Source organism: Agrobacterium sp. (assembly GCF_059499945.1).
Map to the genome: position 1 here is coordinate 1 of NZ_JCABZP010000010.1, position 21556 is coordinate 21556.

Below are 21556 nucleotides of genomic sequence, written 5' to 3' on the forward strand. Positions count from 1 at the left end.
AGCTGCGGCCAGTGCACGCCGTGCCGTGAAGGCACCGGCTGGATGTGGCGCGTGCTGGAACGCATGGTGAAGGGCAACGCGCAGAAGCGCGAAATCGACATGCTGTTCGAAGTGACGAAGCAGATCGAAGGCCACACCATCTGTGCGCTCGGCGACGCCGCCGCATGGCCGGTACAGGCGCTGATCCGCAATTTCCGTCCGGAAATCGAAAAGCGCATCGACCAATATACCTACAGGGCCATGGATGATGGCGCTGTTCTGGAAGCTGCCGAATAAGCTTTCGCAGTTTGCATGCGGCGCGGGGATGATCCCGGCGCCGGAAAACCATGAAGCGCCTGACCGACGAGATGAAGTCTCGGGCGCGATTAAGGATTTGTTGCGGACCGTGTGAGAGACACGGGACGAACAGGCAACAGGACGTAAGTAGAACCATGGCAAAGCTCAAGGTTGACGGTAAAGAGATCGAGGTTCCGGATCATTTCACGCTGTTGCAGGCGTGCGAGGAGGCTGGTGCTGAAGTTCCGCGCTTTTGTTTTCATGAGCGCTTGTCGGTCGCGGGTAACTGCCGCATGTGTCTGATTGAGGTGAAGGGCGGACCGCCCAAGCCCGCCGCATCCTGCGCCATGGGCGTGCGCGACGTTCGCGGCGGCCCGAATGGCGAATTGCCTGAAGTTTTCACCAACACGCCGATGGTCAAGAAGGCCCGCGAAGGCGTGATGGAGTTCCTTCTCATCAACCACCCGCTCGACTGCCCGATCTGCGACCAGGGCGGCGAATGCGACCTGCAGGACCAGGCTATGGCCTTCGGTATTGCCGGTTCGCGTTACGCGGAAAACAAGCGTGCGGTTGAAGACAAATATATCGGTCCGCTCGTCAAGACGGTGATGAACCGCTGCATCCACTGCACGCGCTGCGTCCGTTTCACCACGGAAGTTGCCGGCATCGCCGAACTCGGCCTCATCGGCCGCGGCGAGGACGCTGAAATCACCACCTATCTCGAGCAGGCGATGACCTCCGAGCTTCAGGGCAACGTCGTCGATCTTTGCCCGGTCGGTGCGCTGACCTCCAAGCCTTTCGCTTTCACTGCCCGTCCGTGGGAACTGAACAAGACCGAAACCATCGACGTGATGGACGCTCTCGGTTCGGCAATCCGCGTCGATACCCGTGGCCGCGAAGTCATGCGCGTCATGCCGCGTGTCAACGAGGCAATCAACGAAGAGTGGATTTCCGACAAGAGCCGCTTCATCTGGGACGGCCTGAAGACGCAGCGTCTCGACCGCCCTTACGTCCGCAAGGATGGCCGCTTGCAGCCCGCAAGCTGGGGCGAAGCCTTCGGCGCTATCAAGCAGGCGGTTGCCGCGACCAGCGGCAGCAAGATCGGCGCGATTGCCGGTGACCTTGCTTCCGTCGAGGAAATGTTCGCGCTGAAGTCGCTTCTGGCGTCGCTCGGCTCGGCCAATGTCGATTGCCGTCAGGATGGCGCAGCGCTTGATCCGTCTTTGGGTCGCGCCAGCTACCTGTTCAATTCCACAATCGAAGGCATTGAGCACGCGGATGCGCTGCTGATCGTCGGCGCCAACCCGCGTTATGAAGCGGCCGTGCTCAATGCACGTATCCGCAAGCGCTGGCGTCGCGGTGGTTTCCCGATCGGCGTGATCGGCGAAGCCGGTGAGCTGCGCTACAATTATGAATATCTCGGCTCCGGCGCGGAAACGCTTTCCGATCTCGCCAATGGCTCTCACAGCTTCGTTGAGAAGCTGAAGTCCGCCAAGAACCCGCTGATCATCATCGGCCAGGGCGCTCTGGCACGCGCCGATGGTGCAGCCGTTCTCGCGGCCGCTGCGAAGCTTGCCGTTTCGGTTGGCGCAATCAGCGAAGAGTGGAACGGCTTCTCGGTGCTTCACACTGCCGCTGCCCGCGTCGGTGGTCTCGACATCGGCTTCGTGCCGGGCGAGGGCGGTGTTGCTGCTGCCGAAATGGTAACGTCCATGGACGTTCTCTTCCTGCTCGGCGCCGATGAAATCGACCTGTCGAACAAGGGAGCCAAGTTCACCGTCTACATCGGCAGCCACGGCGACCATGGCGCGATGAACGCCGACGTCATCCTTCCGGGTGCGGCCTATACCGAAAAATCCGGTATCTGGGTCAACACCGAAGGCCGCGTTCAGGTGGGCAACCGCGCCGGTTTCGCACCGGGCGAGGCCCGTGAAGACTGGGCGATCCTGCGTGCGCTTTCCGACGTGCTCGGCAAGAAGCTGCCGTTCGATTCGCTGTCGGCGCTGCGCGGCCAGCTTTATGTCGCACATCCGCATCTGGCGGAAACCGATGAGATCGTTGCCGGCAACGGCGCGGATGTCGAGGCACTTGCCGCTCGCGCGGGCAGCCTCAATAAGTCTGCGTTTGCCTCGCCGGTAAAAGACTTTTATTTGACGAACCCGATTGCGCGCGCATCCGCCGTCATGGCCGAGTGTTCCGCATTGGCCCGCAACAATTTCCAGGCTGCGGCAGAGTAAGGGTAGGGGATTATGGAATCGTTTTTCTGGAGCTACGTCTGGCCCGCGCTGATCATGGTCGGCCAGTCCCTGCTGCTTCTCGTTTGCCTTCTGGTGGCCATCGCCTTCCTTCTGCTTGCCGACCGCAAGGTCTGGGCAGCCGTGCAGCTGCGCCGTGGTCCGAACGTGGTTGGTCCCTTCGGTCTCTTCCAGTCCTTCGCCGACCTTTTGAAGTTCATCCTCAAGGAACCGGTCATTCCGGCCGGCGCCAACAAGGCCGTCTTCCTTCTGGCGCCGCTGGTCGCCGTGACGCTGGCGCTTGCCACCTATGCCGTCATTCCGTTCAATGAAGGCTGGGTCGTCGCCAATATCAATGTCGGCATCCTCTACATCTTCGCGATTTCCTCGCTTGAAGTGTACGGTATCATCATGGGCGGTTGGGCTTCCAACTCGAAGTATCCGTTCCTCGGCGCGCTTCGTTCCGCCGCGCAGATGGTGTCCTATGAAGTGTCGATCGGCCTCGTCATCGTCACCGTGCTGCTCTGCGTCGGTTCGCTGAACCTGACGGATATCGTGCTTGCCCAGAAGACCGGCCTTGGTACGATGCTCGGCCTGCCGGCCTCGTTCCTCGACTGGCACTGGCTGTCGCTGTTCCCGATGTTCATCGTGTTCTTCATCTCGGGCCTTGCCGAAACCAACCGTCCGCCCTTCGACCTTCCGGAAGCGGAATCGGAACTGGTTGCCGGTCACATGGTCGAATATGGCTCCACGCCTTACATGATGTTCATGCTCGGCGAATATGCTGCGATCGTCCTGATCTGCTGCCTGACGACGATCCTGTTCATGGGCGGCTGGCTGCCGATCGTGGATGTGTGGTTCCTGAACTGGGTTCCGGGCATTGTCTGGTTCGCGCTCAAGGGCTGCATGGTCTTCTTCATGATCGCGCTGACCAAGGCTTTCGTTCCGCGTTATCGTTATGACCAGCTCATGCGCCTCGGCTGGAAGGTGTTCCTGCCGCTGTCGCTCGCCATGGTCGTTATTGTTGCATTCGTATTGAAGCTGACGGGGTGGGCCGGTTGATGTCCGTACGCCTCGCTCAGAAATCTGGAGTTTGAGATGGCAAGCCTTTCCCAAGCCGTCAATTCACTGTTCCTCAAGGAGTTCGTCGGTGCGATCTTCCTGACGATGCGCCACTTCTTCAAACAGAAGGCGACGGTGAACTATCCCTTTGAAAAGGGCCCGGTGTCTCCGCGCTTCCGCGGCGAACATGCGCTGCGCCGTTATCCCAACGGTGAGGAACGCTGCATCGCCTGCAAGCTGTGTGAAGCTATCTGTCCTGCTCAGGCGATCACCATCGAAGCCGGCCCGCGCCGCAACGACGGCACCCGCCGCACGGTGCGTTACGACATCGACATGGTGAAGTGCATCTATTGCGGCTTCTGCCAGGAAGCCTGCCCGGTCGACGCCATCGTCGAAGGCCCGAACTTCGAATTCGCGACGGAAACCCGCGAGGAGCTTTATTTCGACAAGCAGAAGCTTCTCGACAATGGCGACCGCTGGGAGCGTGAAATCGCACGCAACCTCGCACTGGATGCGCCTTACCGTTAAGGCGCAACCGTCTTTCCGGGGGAGCCTCCGGAAAGCGATGAAAAGTAAAATGCCTGCGCGGTTTTCGCCGGCGGGGACGAAACGGGTGAGGGGGCTTTCGGCCATCTTCTCCCGATGAGGACAAGAAGGCACCAAGATGGGTCTGCACGCTGTATTCTTTTATATATTCGCTTTCGTCGCCGTGGCGTCTGCGTTCATGGTCATTGCATCGAAGAACCCTGTTCATTCGGTGCTGTTTCTGATTTTGACCTTCTTCAACGCAGCCGCGCTGTTCCTGCTGACGGGAGCCGAGTTCCTCGGCATGATCCTGCTGGTGGTTTATGTCGGCGCTGTCGCGGTGCTCTTCCTCTTCGTCGTCATGATGCTGGATGTGGATTTTGCGGAGCTGCGCTCCGGCGTGCTGCAATACGCCCCGATCGGCGCGCTGATCGGCGTCATCCTCGCGGCGGAGCTGATCGTCGTTGTCGGCGGCAGCGTGCTCAACCCGCAGGCGGCGAAATCGATCACCATGCCGATCCCGCCGGTGACCGAGCGCACCAATACGGCCGCGCTGGGTGATGTGCTCTATACCAATTACATCTACTTCTTCCAGCTCGCCGGTCTCGTGCTGCTGGTGGCCATGATCGGCGCCATCGTGCTGACGCTGCGTCATCGCACTGACATCAAGCGGCAGGATGTATCCACGCAGGTCGGCCGTGACCCGAAGACCGCCGTCACCACGGTCAAGGTCAAGCCGGGTCAGGGCATCTGAAGGCGCGAACGGATTCAAGGAAACACAATATGGTAATCGGTCTTTCCCACTATCTGACGGTCAGCGCGATCCTCTTCACGATCGGCGTCTTCGGCATCTTCCTCAACCGGAAGAACGTCATCGTCATCCTCATGTCGATCGAACTCATCCTGCTTGCGGTCAACATCAACATGGTGGCCTTCTCGGCCTTCCTGAACGATATCGTCGGTCAGGTCTTCGCTTTGTTCATTCTGACCGTCGCAGCCGCCGAAGCGGCCATCGGTCTTGCAATACTCGTTGTCTTCTACCGCAACCGCGGATCGATCGCCGTCGAAGACGTCAATATGATGAAGGGCTGATAAGGCTATGATCTACAAGGCTATCGTCTTTCTTCCACTGATCGGCTTCCTGATCGCCGGCCTGTTCGGCCGCTCCATCGGCGCCAAGGCTTCGGAATATGTCACCACCGGTCTGATGATCGTGGTCGCCATCCTGTCCTGGATCGTCTTCTTCACCGTCGCGCTCGCCCATGGCGAGCCGGGCGAGGTGATTAAGGTCACCGTGCTGCGCTGGATCCAGTCCGGCGGCATCGATGTCGAATGGGCCTTCCGCATCGACACGCTGACGGCCGTCATGTTCGTCGTCGTCAACACGGTTTCGACGCTGGTGCATCTCTATTCGATCGGATACATGCACCACGATCCGCATCGTCCGCGTTTCTTCGCCTATCTGTCGCTCTTCACCTTCGCCATGCTGATGCTGGTGACCTCCGACAACCTGCTGCAGATGTTCTTCGGCTGGGAAGGCGTGGGTCTGGCGTCCTATCTGCTGATCGGTTTCTGGTTCAAGAAGCCGTCCGCATCGGCTGCCGCCATGAAGGCCTTCATCGTCAACCGCGTGGGTGACTTCGGCTTCATTCTCGGCATTGGTGGCGTGTTCGTGCTGTTCGGCTCGATCAATTTCGAAACGATCTTCGCTGCCGCTGCGACCTATCTGCCGGCTGAAGGCGCTGCCTCCTCGGAAACCGTCATCAACCTGTTCGGCATGCAGCTGGACAAGGCCAATGCGATGACGGGCGTGTGCCTGCTGCTCTTCATGGGCGCGATGGGTAAATCGGCGCAGTTCCTGCTGCACACCTGGCTGCCGGACGCGATGGAGGGCCCGACCCCGGTGTCTGCCCTCATTCACGCCGCAACCATGGTCACCGCCGGCGTCTTCCTCGTCGCCCGCATGTCGCCGCTCTTCGAACTGTCGCATGATGCGCTGACCGTCGTGACGCTGATCGGTGCGATCACCGCCTTCTTCGCGGCAACCGTCGGCCTCGTACAGAACGACATCAAGCGCGTCATCGCCTATTCGACCTGCTCGCAGCTCGGTTACATGTTCGTGGCGCTCGGCGTCGGCGCTTATGGCGCTGCCGTGTTCCACCTCTTCACGCACGCCTTCTTCAAGGCCCTGCTGTTCTTGTGCGCCGGCTCGGTCATCCATGCCGTCGATGGCGAGCAGGACATGCGTTACATGGGCGGCCTGCGCAAGCATATCCCCATCACCTTCTGGACCATGACCGTCGGCACGCTGGCGCTGACCGGCGTTGGTATTCCGGGCACGATGATCGGTTTTGCCGGCTTCTTCTCGAAGGACGTCATCATCGAGTCCGCTTATGCTTCGCATTCGGTTCTCTCGGGCGTCGCCTTTACGCTGCTGGTCATCGCGGCGCTCTTCACCAGCTTCTACTCCTGGCGTCTGGCCTTCATGACCTTCTTCGGCAAGCCGCGCGCTTCCGCCGACGTCATGCACCATGTGCATGAATCGCCGATGGTCATGCTGATCCCGCTCTTCATCCTCACCGTCGGTGCGATCTTCGCCGGTGTGGCCTTCGAAGGTTATTTCTTCGGCCATGAATATGCCGAGTTCTGGAAGGGCGCTTTGTTCACGCTTCCGGAAAACGAGATCCTCGAAGAGTTCCACCATGTTCCGCTGTGGGTGAAGTGGAGCCCGTTCTTCGCCATGGCCCTTGGTTTCGTGACCGCCTGGTACATGTACATCAAGTCGCCCGAGACGCCGAAGCGTCTGGCCGAGACCCATCGTGGCCTCTACCAGTTCCTTCTCAACAAGTGGTACTTCGACGAACTCTATGACTTCCTCTTCGTTCGCTCCGCAAAGGCGCTTGGCCGCTTCCTGTGGAAGAAGGGCGACGTCGCCGTCATCGACCACTATGGACCGAACGGCATTGCAGCGCGTGTGGTTGACGTGACCAACCGCATGGTCCGCCTGCAATCCGGTTACCTTTATCACTATGCCTTTGCGATGCTGATCGGCATCGCGGCGCTTGTCACCTGGATGATGCTCGGGAGTGCCCTCTGATGACCGATTGGCCCATTCTTTCAACGGTCACCTTTCTGCCGCTCGTCGGCGTGGTGCTGCTGCTTCTGACGAATGAGAACGGCCCCTATGGTCGCCGCAACATTCTCAATGTCTCGCTGCTGACGACCGTCTTCACCTTCATCGTGTCGCTGTTCATCTGGATCGGTTTCGACAATTCGAACCCCGGCTTCCAGATGGTCGAGAAGCATGCCTGGTTCGGCAACATTGCCGCCTATCATCTCGGTGTCGACGGCATCTCCATGCTGTTCGTCATCCTCACCACCTTCCTCATGCCCTTCTGCGTGCTGGCAAGCTGGGATTCGATCGAAAAGCGCATCAAGGAATACATGATTGCCTTCCTGCTTCTGGAAGTGGTCATGATCGGCGTCTTTGTGGCGCTGGATACGGTTCTCTTCTACGTTTTCTTCGAAGCGACGCTGATCCCGATGTTCATCATCATCGGCGTCTGGGGCGGCAAGGATCGCGTCTACGCATCCTACAAGTTCTTCCTCTACACGCTTCTCGGCTCGGTTCTGACCATGCTCGCCATCATGGCGATGTACTGGCAGGCGGGTACGACCGACATGACCGAACTTCTGAAGTACGGCTTCCCGGCCGGCATGCAGACCTGGCTATGGCTTGCCTGTTTCGCAGCATTCTCGGTCAAGATGCCGATGTGGCCGGTTCACACCTGGCTGCCGGATGCCCACGTTCAGGCGCCGACCGCAGGTTCTGTCATCCTTGCCGGCGTCATGCTGAAGCTCGGCGGTTATGGTTTCATCCGTTTCTCGCTGTCGATGTTCCCGCTGGCGTCTGATTATTTCGCACCCTTCGTCTTCACGCTGTCGGTTCTCGCCATCATCTACACCTCGCTGGTGGCGATGATGCAGGACGACATCAAGAAGCTGATCGCCTATTCCTCCGTTGCCCACATGGGTTACGTGACCATGGGTATCTTCGCCGCCAACGTGCAGGGCGTGCAGGGCGCAATCTTCCAGATGCTGTCGCACGGCATCGTGTCGGGCGCGCTCTTCCTCTGCGTCGGCGTGGTTTATGACCGGCTGCACACCCGCGAGATTTCGGCCTATGGCGGTCTCGTCAACAATATGCCGAAATATGCCGTCGCCTTCATGATCTTCACCATGGCCAATGTCGGTCTGCCCGGCACCTCCGGCTTCGTCGGTGAATTCCTGACGCTGATCGGCGTATTCCGCGCCAACACGCTGGTCGCGCTCTTTGCGGCAACCGGCGTTATCCTCTCGGCCGCTTATGCGCTGTGGCTTTACCGCCGCGTGATTTTCGGCGCGCTGGAGAAGGAAAGCCTTAAAAGCATGCTCGACCTTTCGACCCGCGAAAAGGTCATCCTTTACCCGCTGGTTGTCCTGACGATCTTCTTCGGCGTCTATCCGGCTCCGGTTTTCGATGCCACCGCCGCATCGGTCGATCTTCTGGTAAACAACTATACGGCTGCACTGCAGGCGGCGCAAAATGTTGCGCTCACTATGAATTGACGACAGGACCCGTTGGACATGACCGCTGAAATCCTTTTTGCCAGTCTGCACATTGCGACGCCCGAGCTGATCCTTGCGGTCGGCGCGCTGGCGCTGCTCATGATTGGTGTCTTCTCGGGCGACAAGTCGACAACGACGGTCACCGGCCTTGCCGTTGCCCTCCTGCTCGTCGTCGGTCTCTGGATCATCTTTGCCCCCGCATCGGGCGTGGCTTTCGGCGGTGTCTACATCGCCGATGCCTTCGGCAACTTCATGAAGGTACTGGCGCTGATCGGCTCCATCACCGCCATGATCCTGGCCGTCGGCCAGGGCCGTTTCGAGCCGATCGGCCGTTTCGAATATCCGGTATTGCTGGTTCTCGCGACCCTCGGCATCCTGCTGATGATCTCGGCCAACAACCTGATCTCGCTCTATATGGCGCTGGAACTGCAGTCGCTGGCGCTCTACGTCGTCTGCGCCATCAACCGCGAAAGCCTGCGCTCCACGGAAGCGGGTCTGAAGTACTTCGTGCTCGGCGCGCTCTCCTCCGGCATGCTGCTCTATGGCATGTCGCTGGTCTACGGCTTCACCGGCAATACCGGCTTCACCGAAATCGCGCAGGTTCTGGCGGCCGAAACCCGTTCGCTCGGCCTCGTTTTCGGCCTGGTCTTCGTTCTCGCCGGTCTGGCATTCAAGATCTCGGCCGTGCCGTTCCACATGTGGACGCCGGACGTCTATGAAGGTGCGCCGACCCCGGTCACGGCATTCCTCTCGGCCGCGCCCAAGATCGGCGCCATGGCGATCCTCGTGCGCATCGTCATCGAGGCTTTCCAGCCGGTCTTTGCCGACTGGCAGCAGATTGTCGTCTTCATTTCCATCGCCTCCATGCTGCTCGGCTCCTTCGCCGCGATCGGCCAGAAGAACATCAAGCGCCTGATGGCCTATTCCTCCATCGGTCACATGGGTTACGCGCTGGTTGGTCTTGCCGCCGGCACCGAAGCCGGTATCTCGGGCGTTATTCTCTACATGACTATCTACATGGTCATGACGCTCGGCACCTTCGCCTGCATTCTCTCCATGCGCCGCAAGGAAATCGGCAATGTCGAGACTGTCGAGGATCTCGCCGGTCTTTCATCTTCCAACCCCTTCATGGCGGTTGTGCTGACGATCCTGATGTTCTCGCTTGCCGGCATTCCACCGCTCGCCGGCTTCTTCGGCAAGTATTACGTCTTCCTCGCCGCCATTGAAGCGAAGCTCTATCCGCTCGCCATCATCGGCGTGATCGGCTCCGTGGTCGGCGCCTACTACTATATCCGCGTCGTCAAGGTCATGTGGTTCGATGAGGCCAAGGACAAGTTCGAGCGTCCGGCTGGCGAACTGAAAGTCGTTTATGCGCTTTCGGCCCTGTTCGTTGTCGCCTTCATCGTCTTTGGCGGTGCGCTCGGCAACGCGGTGACTGTTGCGGCGAAGACCTTCTTTTGAGCAGCACACACAAGCATACGGGTCGGATGTCCATCGATGATTTCCGGCACGAGGCGATGGCGGAAACGCCATCGACCAATCTGGAATGTTTTGCCCGGGCAAGGGCAGGCGATGGCGGCAATCTGTGGGTTACCGCCATCCGCCAGACCGGCGGCCGCGGCCGTCGCGGCCGGCCATGGGTTTCCGAACCCGGCAATCTCTACGCATCGCTTCTTCTGATCGATCTCGCGCCGATGGACCGCATCGGCTCCCTGCCGCTCGCTTTTGCGCTTGCAGTCTATCGCGCCGTTCGCGCGGTGCTGCCGACGAATGGTGAACCGCTGGAGATCAAATGGCCGAATGACGTGCTGATCGGTCGCCGCAAGACCTGCGGCATCCTGATGGAAGCGGAGCTGCTGCCTGACGGCCGGCGCGCCATCGTCATCGGCATCGGTATCAATATCGCCCATAAGCCGGACAATCCGCTTTATCCCGTCACCATGCTCTCCGAACATGGCGCGTCCTGCTCGCCCGACGAGCTGTTCGCCCATCTCTTCCGCGAGACGGCTGATGTGCTGCGGGACTGGGACGAGGGCAGGGGTGTTTCCGGCATAATGACCGGCTGGCGGGCGGCCGCTTGCGGTATTGGCGAACATATCACCGTCAATTTCCCTGATCGTTCGATTGGCGGGCGTTTCGTCGGAATTGATGATAATGGTTATCTGCTGCTGGATGAAGACGAGGGCGCCAGGCGCTCCATCGCCGCCGGCGACGTATTTTTCGGATGAGGTGAACGGCGCGGCCCAGGAAGCCGCGCCGAACCGGTTCCAGAGGTTGGAGCTTTCCTGCGGCTCATGAAATGCAGGGTGACAAACCGGTTCCGCATCGGCCCGGTCGATCAGATGGTTTAACAGGTCCGATGCTGGATAGAGGCGGTGGGCACGGCAAAATGCCGTCGTCCGCGTGCTTTCGTGAATGGATAAGAAAAATAATGGCTAAACAGGACGAACTGGTCTTTATACCGCTCGGCGGTGTGGGTGAAATCGGCATGAATCTGGCGCTTTACGGCTATGGGCCGGAAAGCAAGCGCCAATGGATCATGGTGGATTGCGGCGTGACATTCGCCGGTCTCGATCTGCCGGGCGTCGATCTCGTTCTGCCTGACATCAGCTATATCGCCGAGCAGAAGAAGAACCTCAAGGGCATCATCATCACCCACGCCCATGAGGACCATTATGGCGCGCTGAATGATCTGTGGCCCGGCCTCAATGTCCCGGTTTATGCCTCGCCTTTCACCGCCGGCATGCTGGAAGCCAAGCGCGCTTATGAGGGCACGCGCGCCGAAATTCCGGTAACGATCTTCAAGGCTGGCGACCGTATCAATGTCGGGCCGTTCGAAATCGAAGCTGTTGGCGTCAACCACTCCATTCCCGAGCCGATGTCGCTGGTCATTCGCACGCCGCTCGGCAATGTCATCCACACCGGTGACTGGAAGATCGACGAAGCGCCGTCGCTCGGGCCGTTGACGGATGAGGCGCGCTTCCGCGCCATCGGCGAAGAGGGTGTGCTGGCATTGATGTGCGACAGCACCAATTCGGTGCGCGATGGTGTGTCGCCCTCCGAACACGAGGTTTCCGAAGGCCTGCGCCAGATCATCGAAAATGCCGAAGGCCGCGTGGCGGTCACCACCTTCTCCTCCAATGTCGGGCGCATCCGTTCGATTGCGCAGGCTGCTGAGGCCGCGGGCCGCGAGGTGCTGCTGCTGGGCTCGTCGCTGAAGCGGGTCGTCAATGTCTCGCAGGATCTCGGCATCATGGAAGGCATCAAGCCGTTCCTCGCAGAAGATGAATATGGTTATATTCCGCGCGACCGTGTGGTGCTGATCCTGACCGGTTCGCAGGGCGAACCGCGCGCAGCGCTCGCCAAGCTTTCCCGCGACGAGATGCGCAATGTGGCGCTCGCGTCGGGAGATACTGTCGTATTTTCCTCACGCGCCATTCCCGGCAACGAAAAGGCGATCATCGAGATCAAGAACGGCCTGATCGAGCAGGGCGTGCACATTGTCACGGACAATGAGGCGCTGGTGCATGTCTCCGGCCATCCGCGCCGTAATGAACTTCTGAAGATGTATGAGTGGACGAAGCCGCAGATCGTCGTGCCTGTGCATGGTGAGGCGGCGCATCTGGTGGCGCAGAAGGAACTGGCCGAACAGGCCGGCATTTCGCAGGTACCGAAGGTGCGCAACGGAAATGTTCTGCGCCTTGCTCCCGGCCCGGCCGAGGTTATCGACGACGTGCCGCATGGCCGCGTCTTCAAGGACGGCAATCTCGTCGGTGACATGGACGAGATGGGCATCAGCAATCGCCGCAAGCTTTCTTTCGCCGGCCATGTTGCGGTCAATGTCGTGCTGGACAGCCGTTACGATTTCCTCGGCGATCCCGATGTGGTGCCTTTCGGCCTGCCGGAATTCGATGACGAGGATGAGGCGATGGAAGACACGCTTTATGACGCCGTGCTCGGCGCTGTCGAAAGCATTCCGCGCGCCCGCCGCAAGGATCTGGAGCTGCTGCGTGAAGCGGTGCGCCGCGCCGTGCGCGCCGCCGCCAATCAGAGCTGGGGCAAGAAGCCGATCGTGACGGTTTTCGTCACGAAGGTCTGAGCCGGAAAGCGGGGTATCATCCGCATGCCGTCACCCCGGACTAGATCCGGGGTCCAGCGCGATCAAGTCCTTGATCGCGTAAAGACTCCTTTCACGGCGCAGACGCGCCGTGGCTGGATGCCGGATCATCCTCGGGCTTGTTCCGGGGGCCGGCATGACGGAAGAGAGATCGTCCGCCTTTGTCGGCGACCTGAGTGTGCCTGCTCAAAGCGCGGTTCTGTTCCTCTTTCCAAGGCTTTTTATGCATCTTGCAGGGAATTGATTCCGGTTTGCGGATGAATGCGTTACAAGAAGCGCATTGTGCAGGAGGATCACATGCCGCTTCTTTCGGTCTTCGCCGTTTATTTCATCGTCTGGTGGACGGTGCTTTTTATCGTGCTGCCGATTGGCCTGCGCACCCAGGACGATGAGGGCGATGTGGCGCTGGGGACGGTTGCCAGCGCGCCATCCAGCTTCAAGGGCGGACGTATCGTGTTGTGGACGACCCTGATCTCGGCCTTGATCTGCGGGATCTGGTATGGCGGAACCTGGTGGTTCGGTGTCAGCCTTGATGACCTGCCGAGAATTATTCCCGTTTTCGACTGAAAAAAGCGCGGGCAATGTCCGCCCCCGCCTACATCTGCGCCCTCAACCTGATAGCAAGCCGAAGCGCCTGCCTATGCAAGGGGCAGTCTGCCGTGAATCTGGCTGAGACTCTGTCATATGGATGTCATATCTATCGTGCACACAGCAGGAGCTTGCCGGGTGCCTGATTCATCGCCGTAATTCTACTGGGATTGATGGCCGGGAGCAGGGAAATGCGTGCAGAAGCAAAAAAAAACAAGGCCTTTCAGCCTTGTTTTCAGGTTTCGCGTGATCTGTAACCGTTACCGGGGCTGCGAACGAGCGCGCCTAAGATCTGATCCTCCCAAGACTGACCGCGAAAATGACAAGAATTTAAACTTCCTGCCTCTTTTGTAAGCTAAAGCTAGCTCAAACCCCCATGCTTGTCATCTCATTTTTTGCATATTTGTTACAGTCGGCAAAAAATTCTCTGTGGTGCAATTTGTCGCACCGGATCAAGAATAATATTCCGGCCAAAGCGTTTTGACGCGAATTAGCTATCGTGAAAATACCACAAAATCGCCTTAACGCTCTTTGCATGGCGGGTTTTCATCTGGGTCAGAAACCGCTATATCCGGCGCCAATATCCCTCTATTCGGGGCGATTCCCGCGCCTTTTGGCGCTGTCGTCCACATCAATGGAAGCCGTCATGCGTCTTAGCCGTTATTTCCTGCCCATCCTGAAGGAAAACCCCAAGGAAGCCGAGATTGTCTCTCACCGCCTCATGCTGCGCGCCGGCATGATCCGGCAGCAATCGGCTGGCATCTATTCCTGGTTGCCGCTCGGCAAGCGCGTGCTGGACAAGGTCAACAAGATCATCCGCGAGGAGCAGGACCGTTCCGGCGCCATCGAGCTTCTGATGCCGACGCTGCAGACCGCCGAACTCTGGCAGGAGAGCGGCCGTTATGACGACTATGGCAAGGAAATGCTGCGCATCAAGGACCGCCAGGACCGCCAGATGCTCTATGGCCCCACCAACGAGGAGATGATCACCGACATCTTCCGTTCCTATGTGAAGTCCTACAAGAACCTGCCGCTGAACCTCTATCATATCCAGCTGAAGTTCCGCGACGAGGTGCGTCCCCGTTTCGGCACGATGCGTTCGCGCGAGTTCCTGATGAAGGACGCCTATTCCTTCGACCTGACCAAGGAAGACGCGATCCATTCCTATAACAAGATGTTCGTGGCTTACCTGCGGACCTTTGAGCGCCTTGGCCTGCGCGCTATTCCCATGCGCGCCGATACCGGCCCGATCGGCGGCAATCACAGCCATGAGTTCATCATTCTGGCCGATACCGGCGAATCCGAAGTCTTCTGCCACAAGAGCTTCCTCGACCGAGGCATTCCAGCTGAAAGCACCGATTTCGACGATGTCGCGGCGCTGCAGGGCGTGTTCGACGAGTGGACGACCGATTACGCAGCCACGTCCGAAATGCACGACGAAGCCGCCTATGACGCCATTCCCGAAGGCGAGCGCCTTTCCGCGCGCGGCATCGAGGTTGGGCACATCTTCTATTTCGGCACCAAATATTCCGAGCCGATGGGCGCGAAAGTGCAGGGCAAGGACGGCAAGGAACACCCCGTCCACATGGGTTCTTATGGCATCGGGCCGACACGCCTTGTTCCCGCCATCATTGAAGCATCGCATGACGAGAACGGAATCATCTGGCCGGCCTCGGTCGCTCCTTTCGACGTCGTGATCATCAACATGAAGGCTGGCGATGCGGCCTGCGATGCGGCCTGTGAAAAGCTGTATTATCAGCTCTCCAACGCCGGCAAGGATGTTCTCTACGACGATACGGACGACCGGGCGGGCCAGAAATTCGCCACCGCTGATCTGATCGGCGTGCCGCTGCAGATCATCGTCGGCCCGCGTTCGGTCGCGAATGGCGAAGTCGAAGTGAAGGATCGCAAGACCGGCGAGCGGGAGACCGTGACGATCGAGGCGGCGATGAACAAGGTGCTCGCCTAAGCGCGAATGGAAGACGGAGCGGCTTCACCCGAAGTCCGCTCCGGTTTCGTAGCGCAGATGCAGCAGAAATATGGGCCGGTTTTCGGAAAAGACCGGCCTTGCAGTTTGAGATCAGGGAGACGACATGGCACAAGCCGAGGCTGACAAGGGTGCGGCTGTTTCCGCCGGGGCAAAGACCGCCCGGCCGTTTTCCGCTTTCGAACGTATGGTGGCCTGGCGCTATCTGCGATCGCGGCGCAAGGAAGCATTCATTTCCGTCATCGCCGGTTTTTCCTTTGTCGGCATCATGCTGGGCGTGGCGACGCTTATCATCGTCATGGCTGTCATGAACGGGTTCCGCACGGAGCTGATTTCCCGCATTCTCGGTATCAACGGCCATATGATCGTGCAGCCGATTGACCAGCCCTTCAATAATTATGATGAGCTGGCTAAGAAATTCGCCGCCGTACCCGGCGTCACCATGGCTCTGCCGCTGGTGGAGGGCCAGACATTGGCTTCCGGTCGTGGCGGTGCGGGTTCCGGCGCTCTGGTGCGCGGTGTGCGCCAGGAGGATATCGACAAGGTCAAGGAAGTCGCCACCAACATCAAGACCGGCGACCTCGTCGGCTTCATGGCGGGTGACGGCGTTCTCGTCGGCTCCAGGCTCGCCGCCCAGCTTGGTGTTACGGCGGGTGACGATATCACCCTCATATCACCAGAAGGTGACGTAACGCCGATGGGCGTCAATCCGCGCGTCAAATCTTACAAGATTTCCGGTGTCTTCGAGATCGGCATGTCGGAATACGACGCATCGATGATCTATATGCCTCTGTCCGAAGCCCAGCTTTATTTCAATGCCGACGGCATCGTGCAATCCATCGAGCTTTATGTGAGCCGCCCGGATGATGTCGATGGCATCCGTCCGCTGGTGGAGCAGGCGGCCGAAAGGCAGATCTACATTACCGACTGGAGGCAGCGGAACCAGACCTTCTTCTCCGCCCTGCAGGTGGAACGAAACGTCATGTTCATGATCCTCACCCTCATCGTGTTGGTGGCGGCGCTGAACATCATTTCCGGCCTCATCATGCTGGTGAAGGACAAGGGCAGCGATATCGCCATTCTGCGCACCATGGGCGCAAGTTCGGGCGCGGTGATGCGCATCTTCTTCATGACAGGTGCGGCCATCGGTATGGTCGGCACCTTCGCCGGTGTGGCGCTCGGCGTCATCGTCTGCCTCAACGTGGAATCCATCCGGCAGTTCTTCTCCTGGATTTCGGGCACGGTGCTGTTTGACCCGCAGCTTTATTTCTTGAGCCAGCTTCCGGCAGAAATGGATATCAGCGAAACGATTTCCGTTGTCATCATGGCGCTCACGCTCTCTTTCCTGGCAACGATCTTCCCGGCATGGCGGGCTTCCAAGCTCGATCCGGTGCAGGCCCTGCGTTACGAATAAGGACCGCTTCGCAATATGGCAAAAAAAACAGTGCTGCGGCTCACCGGCGTTGAGAGAACCTATGGTCAGGGCGAGACGTCGCTTTCCATTCTGCGCAAGGCCGATTTTGAATTGAAGAGCGGTGAGATGGTGGCGCTGGTCGCCCCTTCAGGCACCGGCAAATCGACGCTGCTGCATCTGGCAGGCCTGCTGGAACATCCCGATGCCGGCGAGGTCTATATTAACGACGCGCCCTGCAACGGCCTGCCGGATGAAACGCGCACCGCGATCCGCCGCAGCGATATCGGCTTCGTTTATCAGTTCCATCACCTCCTGCCGGAATTCTCGGCGGTGGAAAATGTGATGATGCCGCAGCTCATCGCCGGTCTCACCCAGGCTGAAGCTCGCAAGCGCGCCAGCGCGCTGCTCGACTATATGCGTGTGGGGCATCGCGGCGAACACCGTCCGGCCGAACTCTCGGGCGGTGAACAGCAGCGTGTCGCCATTGCCCGCGCCGTCGCCAACGCGCCGCTCCTGCTGCTCGCCGACGAGCCGACCGGCAATCTCGATCCGGAGACCGCGCATTATGTATTCGACGCGCTGGAGGCGCTGGTGCGCCAATCTGGCCTCGCGGCGCTGATTGCCACCCACAATCATGAACTCGCCGCCCGCATGGACCGGCGCGTAACGCTCGCCGACGGGAAGATCGTCGATTTCTGACCATGGGATTGCGCGGGGATGATCCTCGCGCATCACCATGCCTTCCGGAGCGACCGGAACGACTACGCTGGTCGTTGCCGTGAGGGAACGAGGACGAACCGTCGCGAGCCCGGATCAATCTCTCCGGCGCCTCCTGAAGAATAGCTGTTCTCTGAATTTGATTTTTTTCCGAACCCGGAGGCGTTTTTTGCCTTCGGGTTTTTCGCTTTGGAGTCAGCGGCTTGCCGTTCCCTTGATCGGAACCGAAGGCGATTCTCGTACATTAGCAAGAGGAATATCAGCAGAACCCTGTTGACAATCGAACAAAATGAGAACAAAGTTGGAACATAACGAGTAAGGAGAGACCAATGACTGATTTCATCCGTGACGTTGCTGCTTTCGCTTCCATCGCTGTCTTTGTTGCCAGCTTCTCGGTGATCCTCACCGCCCTGTGAAGAAGACACCGGCGCAGAAGCCTGTATGGACGCCGCAAAGCGGTGGACATTAAGCGCCGGAAATCGGAAAATCGCCCCCTCGATTCAGAATGACAGGATGATGATATGGGCGATACGGTTATGCGTGGAGAGATCTCTGGCGAAACGTTGAAGACGCCCGGTTTCGTCCATCTTCGGGTTCATTCCGCTTATTCCCTGCTTGAGGGGGCGTTGCCCCTCAAGAAAATCATGTCCAAGGCCGTCGCCGACGGCCAGCCGGCCATTGCCATTACCGACACCAACAACCTCTTCGTCGCGCTGGAGTTTTCCGAAAAGGCGCGCGATGAGGGTCTGCAGCCGATCATCGGCTGCCAGCTGTCGATCGACATGCAGGATGCGGCGGAGGATCGCCGCAACCACAACAGCCATCTTCAGAAACTTCCCGCCATCGTTCTACTGGCCGCCAATGCCGAAGGTTATGAGCGGCTGGTGGATATCGTCAGCCGCGCCTATCTGGAAGGCGAGGGCAGTGGCGGTCATTCCGTGCATATTACCCGCGCATGGCTGGAGGAAGCCTCCAATGCCGGCTTGATCGCGCTGACGGGCGCTTCTGGCGGACCGGTGGATATGGCCTTGAAGGAAGGCCATGCAGCGCAGGCGAAAGAGCGGCTGCTGACATTGAAGTCACTCTTCGGGGACAGTCTCTACATCGAATTGCAGCGCCAGTCCGGCTACGACCGTTCCCATGAACGGCGCATGATCGGCCTTGCTTACGAGCATGATATTCCGCTGGTTGCCACCAATGAAGCGTTCTTCCCCTCCAAGGCTGATTACGAGGCGCATGATGCGCTGATGGCGGTGGCGCACAACGCCATCGTCTCCGATGACAGCCGGTTTCGGTTGACGCCCGACCATTACCTCAAGAGTCGTGAGGAGATGGTGGCGCTTTTTGCCGACATTCCCGAGGCGCTCGAAAACACTGTCGAGATCGCGCTCCGCTGCTCCTTCGTGCTGAAGAAGCGTGGCCCGATCCTGCCGCGCTTCACCGGCGCCAGCGACGACCCCGAAGCGGCGGAACGCGCTGAAGCCGAGGAGCTTCGCCGCCAGGCAGTAGAGGGGCTGGATCAGCGGCTGGCAGCGCTCGGCATGGCGGCCGGTTATACGGAGCAGGAGTATCGCGACAGGCTGGATTTCGAACTCGGCGTCATCTCGCGCATGAAGTTTCCCGGTTACTTCCTGATCGTTGCCGACTTCATCAAATGGGCCAAGCAGCATGATATTCCGGTAGGCCCTGGCCGTGGTTCGGGTGCGGGTTCGCTTGTCGCTTACGCGCTTACCATTACCGACGTCGACCCCCTGCGCTTCTCGCTGCTGTTCGAACGCTTTCTCAATCCCGAACGCGTATCGATGCCCGACTTCGATATCGACTTCTGCCAGGACCGCCGTGAAGAGGTGATCCGTTACGTGCAGGCCAAATATGGCCGTGAGCAGGTGGCGCAGATCATCACCTTCGGTTCGCTGCAGGCGCGCGCGGCCTTGCGTGATGTCGGCCGCGTGCTGGAAATGCCCTATGGGCAGGTGGACAAGATCTGCAAGCTGGTGCCCAACAACCCGGCCAATCCGACGCCGCTGTCAAAAGCGATCGAGGAAGAGCCGCGCCTGCAGGAAGAGGCGGACAAGGAGCCGGTCGTCGCCCGCCTCTTGGATATCGCCCAGAAGATTGAGGGGCTTTACCGTCACGCCTCCACCCACGCCGCCGGTATCGTCATTGGCGATCGGCCGCTCTCCAAGCTGGTGCCGATGTATCGCGATCCGCGATCCGATATGCCGGTCACCCAGTTCAACATGAAATGGGTGGAAAGCGCCGGCCTCGTCAAATTCGACTTCCTCGGTCTGAAGACGCTGACGGTGCTGAAGGTGGCGGTGGATTTCGTCGCCAAGCGCGGCATCAAGGTTGATCTTGCCGCCATCCCGCTGGATGACGCCAAAACTTACGAGATGCTGTCGCGCGGCGAAACCATCGGCGTGTTCCAGGTGGAAAGTGCCGGCATGCGCAAGGCGCTGATCGGCATGCGGCCGGACTGCATCGAGGACATCATCGCGCTGGTGGCGCTTTATCGTCCCGGCCCGATGGAAAACATCCCGGTTTATAACGCCCGCAAACATGGCGAGGAGGAGCTGGAATCAATCCACCCGACCATCGACCATCTGCTCAAGGAAACGCAGGGCGTTATCGTCTATCAGGAACAGGTGATGCAGATCGCCCAGGTCCTGTCAGGTTATTCGCTCGGCGAAGCCGATCTTCTGCGCCGCGCCATGGGCAAGAAGATCAAGGAGGAGATGGACCAGCAGCGTGAGCGCTTCGTCGATGGCGCCATCAAGAATGGCGTCTCGAAGCCGCAAGCCAACACCATCTTCGACCTTCTGGCGAAATTCGCCAATTACGGCTTCAACAAGAGTCATGCCGCCGCCTACGCCATCGTGTCCTACCAGACCGCCTATATGAAGGCGCATTATCCGGTAGAGTTCCTCGCGGCCTCCATGACGCTCGATATGGCGAACACGGAAAAGCTCAACGATTTCCGGCAGGATGCAGGCCGCCTTGGCATCGAGGTCGTCGCACCTTCGGTGCAGACGTCCTTCCGCCAGTTCGAGACGGGTGAAAACCGCATCTATTATTCGCTGGCCGCCATCAAGGGCGTAGGCGAGGGTGCGGTGGAACACATCGTCCAGGTTCGCGACGGCAAGCCGTTCACGAGCCTTGAGGATTTCTGCCTGCGCATTGACCCCAAACAGATCAACCGCCGTGTGCTGGAAAGCCTGATCAATGCCGGCGCTTTCGATTGTTTCGGCCGCGACCGCGCCGAACTGATCGGCGGGCTGGACCGCATTATCGGTTATGCGCAGATGGCGCAGAACAATCGCACCATCGGCCAGTCGGACATGTTCGGTTCCGGCGGCGGCAACGGCCCGGAAAAGCTTGTCCTGCCCGCTTTCCAGCCCTGGCTCGCTTCGGAAAAACTGCTGCGTGAATATCAGGTTCTCGGTTTTTACCTCACCGCCCATCCTCTCGATACCTATCGCCCCGTGCTGGAAAAGTTGCGGGTGCAGAATTTCGCCGATTTTTCAGCGGCGGTGAAACAGGGTGCGACCGCCGGGCGTCTGGCCGGCACCGTCACCGGCAAGCAGGAACGCAAGACCCGCACCGGCAACAAGATGGGAATCGTCACCTTCTCGGATGCATCAGGGCAATATGAGGCGGTGCTGTTTTCCGAAGGGCTCGGCCAGTTCCGGGATCTGCTGGAAGTCGGCAAATCGCTTGTTATCACCGTGCAGGCGGAAGAGCGCCCGGAAGGCATCGGCCTGCGTATACAGACGGCGCAGTCGCTTGAAGAGAAATCCGTGCAGATGCAGAAGGCTCTGCGCGTTTATGTGCGCGATTCCGGTCCGCTGAAAACGGTCGCCCGCCATCTCAACACCAAGGGTGACGGCTCGGTCTATTTCATCGTCATCAAGGATGAAGGCAGCCGCGAGATCGAGGTGGAACTGACGGAGAAATACCGTATCTCGCCGGAAATCGCCGCTGCGCTGCGGTCCGCACCCGGTGTCGTTGACGTGGAACTGGTGTGAGGC

At 59.4% G+C, this 21556-nt stretch carries 16 protein-coding genes; all 16 read left to right on the forward strand.

Annotation, left to right across the window (positions count from 1 at the left end):
- The coding region (locus AC5I5B_RS06575; RefSeq protein WP_495752605.1) for an NADH-ubiquinone oxidoreductase-F iron-sulfur binding region domain-containing protein at positions 1 to 276 on the forward strand (276 nt) is incomplete at its 5' end.
- A 155-nt stretch (positions 277 to 431) separates the two neighbouring features.
- On the forward strand, positions 432 to 2513 hold the full coding sequence (gene nuoG, locus AC5I5B_RS06580) for an NADH-quinone oxidoreductase subunit NuoG (protein WP_041694373.1): 2082 nt from the start codon (positions 432 to 434) through the stop codon (positions 2511 to 2513).
- Between the two features lie 12 nt (positions 2514 to 2525).
- Entirely contained in the window at positions 2526 to 3572 is a 1047-nt protein-coding gene (gene nuoH, locus AC5I5B_RS06585; protein WP_060724098.1) for an NADH-quinone oxidoreductase subunit NuoH, read from the forward strand.
- A gap of 36 nt (positions 3573 to 3608) precedes the next feature.
- Positions 3609 to 4100, forward strand: coding sequence for an NADH-quinone oxidoreductase subunit NuoI (gene nuoI / locus AC5I5B_RS06590; protein WP_003502385.1), 492 nt, complete (start codon positions 3609 to 3611; stop codon positions 4098 to 4100).
- A 136-nt stretch (positions 4101 to 4236) separates the two neighbouring features.
- Entirely contained in the window at positions 4237 to 4851 is a 615-nt protein-coding gene (locus AC5I5B_RS06595; RefSeq protein ID WP_003502387.1) for an NADH-quinone oxidoreductase subunit J, read from the forward strand.
- A 29-nt stretch (positions 4852 to 4880) separates the two neighbouring features.
- Positions 4881 to 5189, forward strand: a complete 309-nt coding sequence (gene nuoK, locus AC5I5B_RS06600) for an NADH-quinone oxidoreductase subunit NuoK (protein ID WP_003502389.1) — start codon at positions 4881 to 4883, stop codon at positions 5187 to 5189.
- A 7-nt stretch (positions 5190 to 5196) separates the two neighbouring features.
- Complete coding sequence (nuoL, locus tag AC5I5B_RS06605; RefSeq protein ID WP_035261474.1) at positions 5197 to 7194, forward strand: NADH-quinone oxidoreductase subunit L; 1998 nt, start codon at positions 5197 to 5199, stop codon at positions 7192 to 7194.
- The gene (locus tag AC5I5B_RS06610; RefSeq protein ID WP_080866092.1) at positions 7194 to 8705 is read left to right on the forward strand and encodes an NADH-quinone oxidoreductase subunit M; all 1512 of its coding nucleotides are present in this window, start codon (positions 7194 to 7196) and stop codon (positions 8703 to 8705) included. The genes nuoL and AC5I5B_RS06610 overlap by 1 nt, the downstream gene beginning before the upstream one ends.
- Before the next feature lie 18 nt (positions 8706 to 8723).
- The gene (gene nuoN, locus AC5I5B_RS06615; RefSeq protein WP_003502395.1) at positions 8724 to 10166 is read left to right on the forward strand and encodes an NADH-quinone oxidoreductase subunit NuoN; all 1443 of its coding nucleotides are present in this window, start codon (positions 8724 to 8726) and stop codon (positions 10164 to 10166) included.
- A 26-nt stretch (positions 10167 to 10192) separates the two neighbouring features.
- The gene (locus AC5I5B_RS06620; RefSeq protein ID WP_162695518.1) at positions 10193 to 10933 is read left to right on the forward strand and encodes a biotin--[acetyl-CoA-carboxylase] ligase; all 741 of its coding nucleotides are present in this window, start codon (positions 10193 to 10195) and stop codon (positions 10931 to 10933) included.
- Positions 10934 to 11136: 203 nt separating this feature from the next.
- Entirely contained in the window at positions 11137 to 12804 is a 1668-nt protein-coding gene (locus AC5I5B_RS06625) for a ribonuclease J (protein WP_003502399.1), read from the forward strand.
- Between the two features lie 279 nt (positions 12805 to 13083).
- A complete protein-coding gene (locus tag AC5I5B_RS06630) occupies positions 13084 to 13389 on the forward strand; it encodes a DUF1467 family protein (RefSeq protein ID WP_003502403.1) in 306 nt (101 codons plus the stop codon).
- A gap of 667 nt (positions 13390 to 14056) precedes the next feature.
- A complete protein-coding gene (gene proS / locus AC5I5B_RS06635) occupies positions 14057 to 15379 on the forward strand; it encodes a proline--tRNA ligase (protein WP_003502405.1) in 1323 nt (440 codons plus the stop codon).
- 124 nt (positions 15380 to 15503) lie between these two features.
- Entirely contained in the window at positions 15504 to 16811 is a 1308-nt protein-coding gene (locus tag AC5I5B_RS06640; RefSeq protein ID WP_003502407.1) for a lipoprotein-releasing ABC transporter permease subunit, read from the forward strand.
- 15 nt (positions 16812 to 16826) lie between these two features.
- Positions 16827 to 17510 carry an ABC transporter ATP-binding protein gene (locus tag AC5I5B_RS06645; RefSeq protein WP_003502409.1) on the forward strand — a complete coding sequence of 228 codons (684 nt, stop codon included), beginning with the start codon at positions 16827 to 16829 and terminating at the stop codon, positions 17508 to 17510.
- 539 nt (positions 17511 to 18049) lie between these two features.
- A complete protein-coding gene (gene dnaE, locus AC5I5B_RS06650; RefSeq protein WP_111834310.1) occupies positions 18050 to 21553 on the forward strand; it encodes a DNA polymerase III subunit alpha in 3504 nt (1167 codons plus the stop codon).
- Positions 21554 to 21556: the final 3 nt, after the last annotated feature.

What these genes read in the sequence shown, in the direction of transcription:
- nuoG (WP_041694373.1), top strand. Translation starts at nt 432, where the DNA reads ATGGCAAAGCTCAAGGTTGACGGTAAAGAGATCGAGGTTCCGGATCAT.
- nuoH (WP_060724098.1), top strand. Translation starts at nt 2,526, where the DNA reads ATGGAATCGTTTTTCTGGAGCTACGTCTGGCCCGCGCTGATCATGGTC.
- nuoI (WP_003502385.1), top strand. Translation starts at nt 3,609, where the DNA reads ATGGCAAGCCTTTCCCAAGCCGTCAATTCACTGTTCCTCAAGGAGTTC.
- AC5I5B_RS06595 (WP_003502387.1), top strand. Translation starts at nt 4,237, where the DNA reads ATGGGTCTGCACGCTGTATTCTTTTATATATTCGCTTTCGTCGCCGTG.
- nuoK (WP_003502389.1), top strand. Translation starts at nt 4,881, where the DNA reads ATGGTAATCGGTCTTTCCCACTATCTGACGGTCAGCGCGATCCTCTTC.
- nuoL (WP_035261474.1), top strand. Translation starts at nt 5,197, where the DNA reads ATGATCTACAAGGCTATCGTCTTTCTTCCACTGATCGGCTTCCTGATC.
- AC5I5B_RS06610 (WP_080866092.1), top strand. Translation starts at nt 7,194, where the DNA reads ATGACCGATTGGCCCATTCTTTCAACGGTCACCTTTCTGCCGCTCGTC.
- nuoN (WP_003502395.1), top strand. Translation starts at nt 8,724, where the DNA reads ATGACCGCTGAAATCCTTTTTGCCAGTCTGCACATTGCGACGCCCGAG.
- AC5I5B_RS06620 (WP_162695518.1), top strand. Translation starts at nt 10,193, where the DNA reads ATGTCCATCGATGATTTCCGGCACGAGGCGATGGCGGAAACGCCATCG.
- AC5I5B_RS06625 (WP_003502399.1), top strand. Translation starts at nt 11,137, where the DNA reads ATGGCTAAACAGGACGAACTGGTCTTTATACCGCTCGGCGGTGTGGGT.
- AC5I5B_RS06630 (WP_003502403.1), top strand. Translation starts at nt 13,084, where the DNA reads ATGCGTTACAAGAAGCGCATTGTGCAGGAGGATCACATGCCGCTTCTT.
- proS (WP_003502405.1), top strand. Translation starts at nt 14,057, where the DNA reads ATGCGTCTTAGCCGTTATTTCCTGCCCATCCTGAAGGAAAACCCCAAG.
- AC5I5B_RS06640 (WP_003502407.1), top strand. Translation starts at nt 15,504, where the DNA reads ATGGCACAAGCCGAGGCTGACAAGGGTGCGGCTGTTTCCGCCGGGGCA.
- AC5I5B_RS06645 (WP_003502409.1), top strand. Translation starts at nt 16,827, where the DNA reads ATGGCAAAAAAAACAGTGCTGCGGCTCACCGGCGTTGAGAGAACCTAT.
- dnaE (WP_111834310.1), top strand. Translation starts at nt 18,050, where the DNA reads ATGGGCGATACGGTTATGCGTGGAGAGATCTCTGGCGAAACGTTGAAG.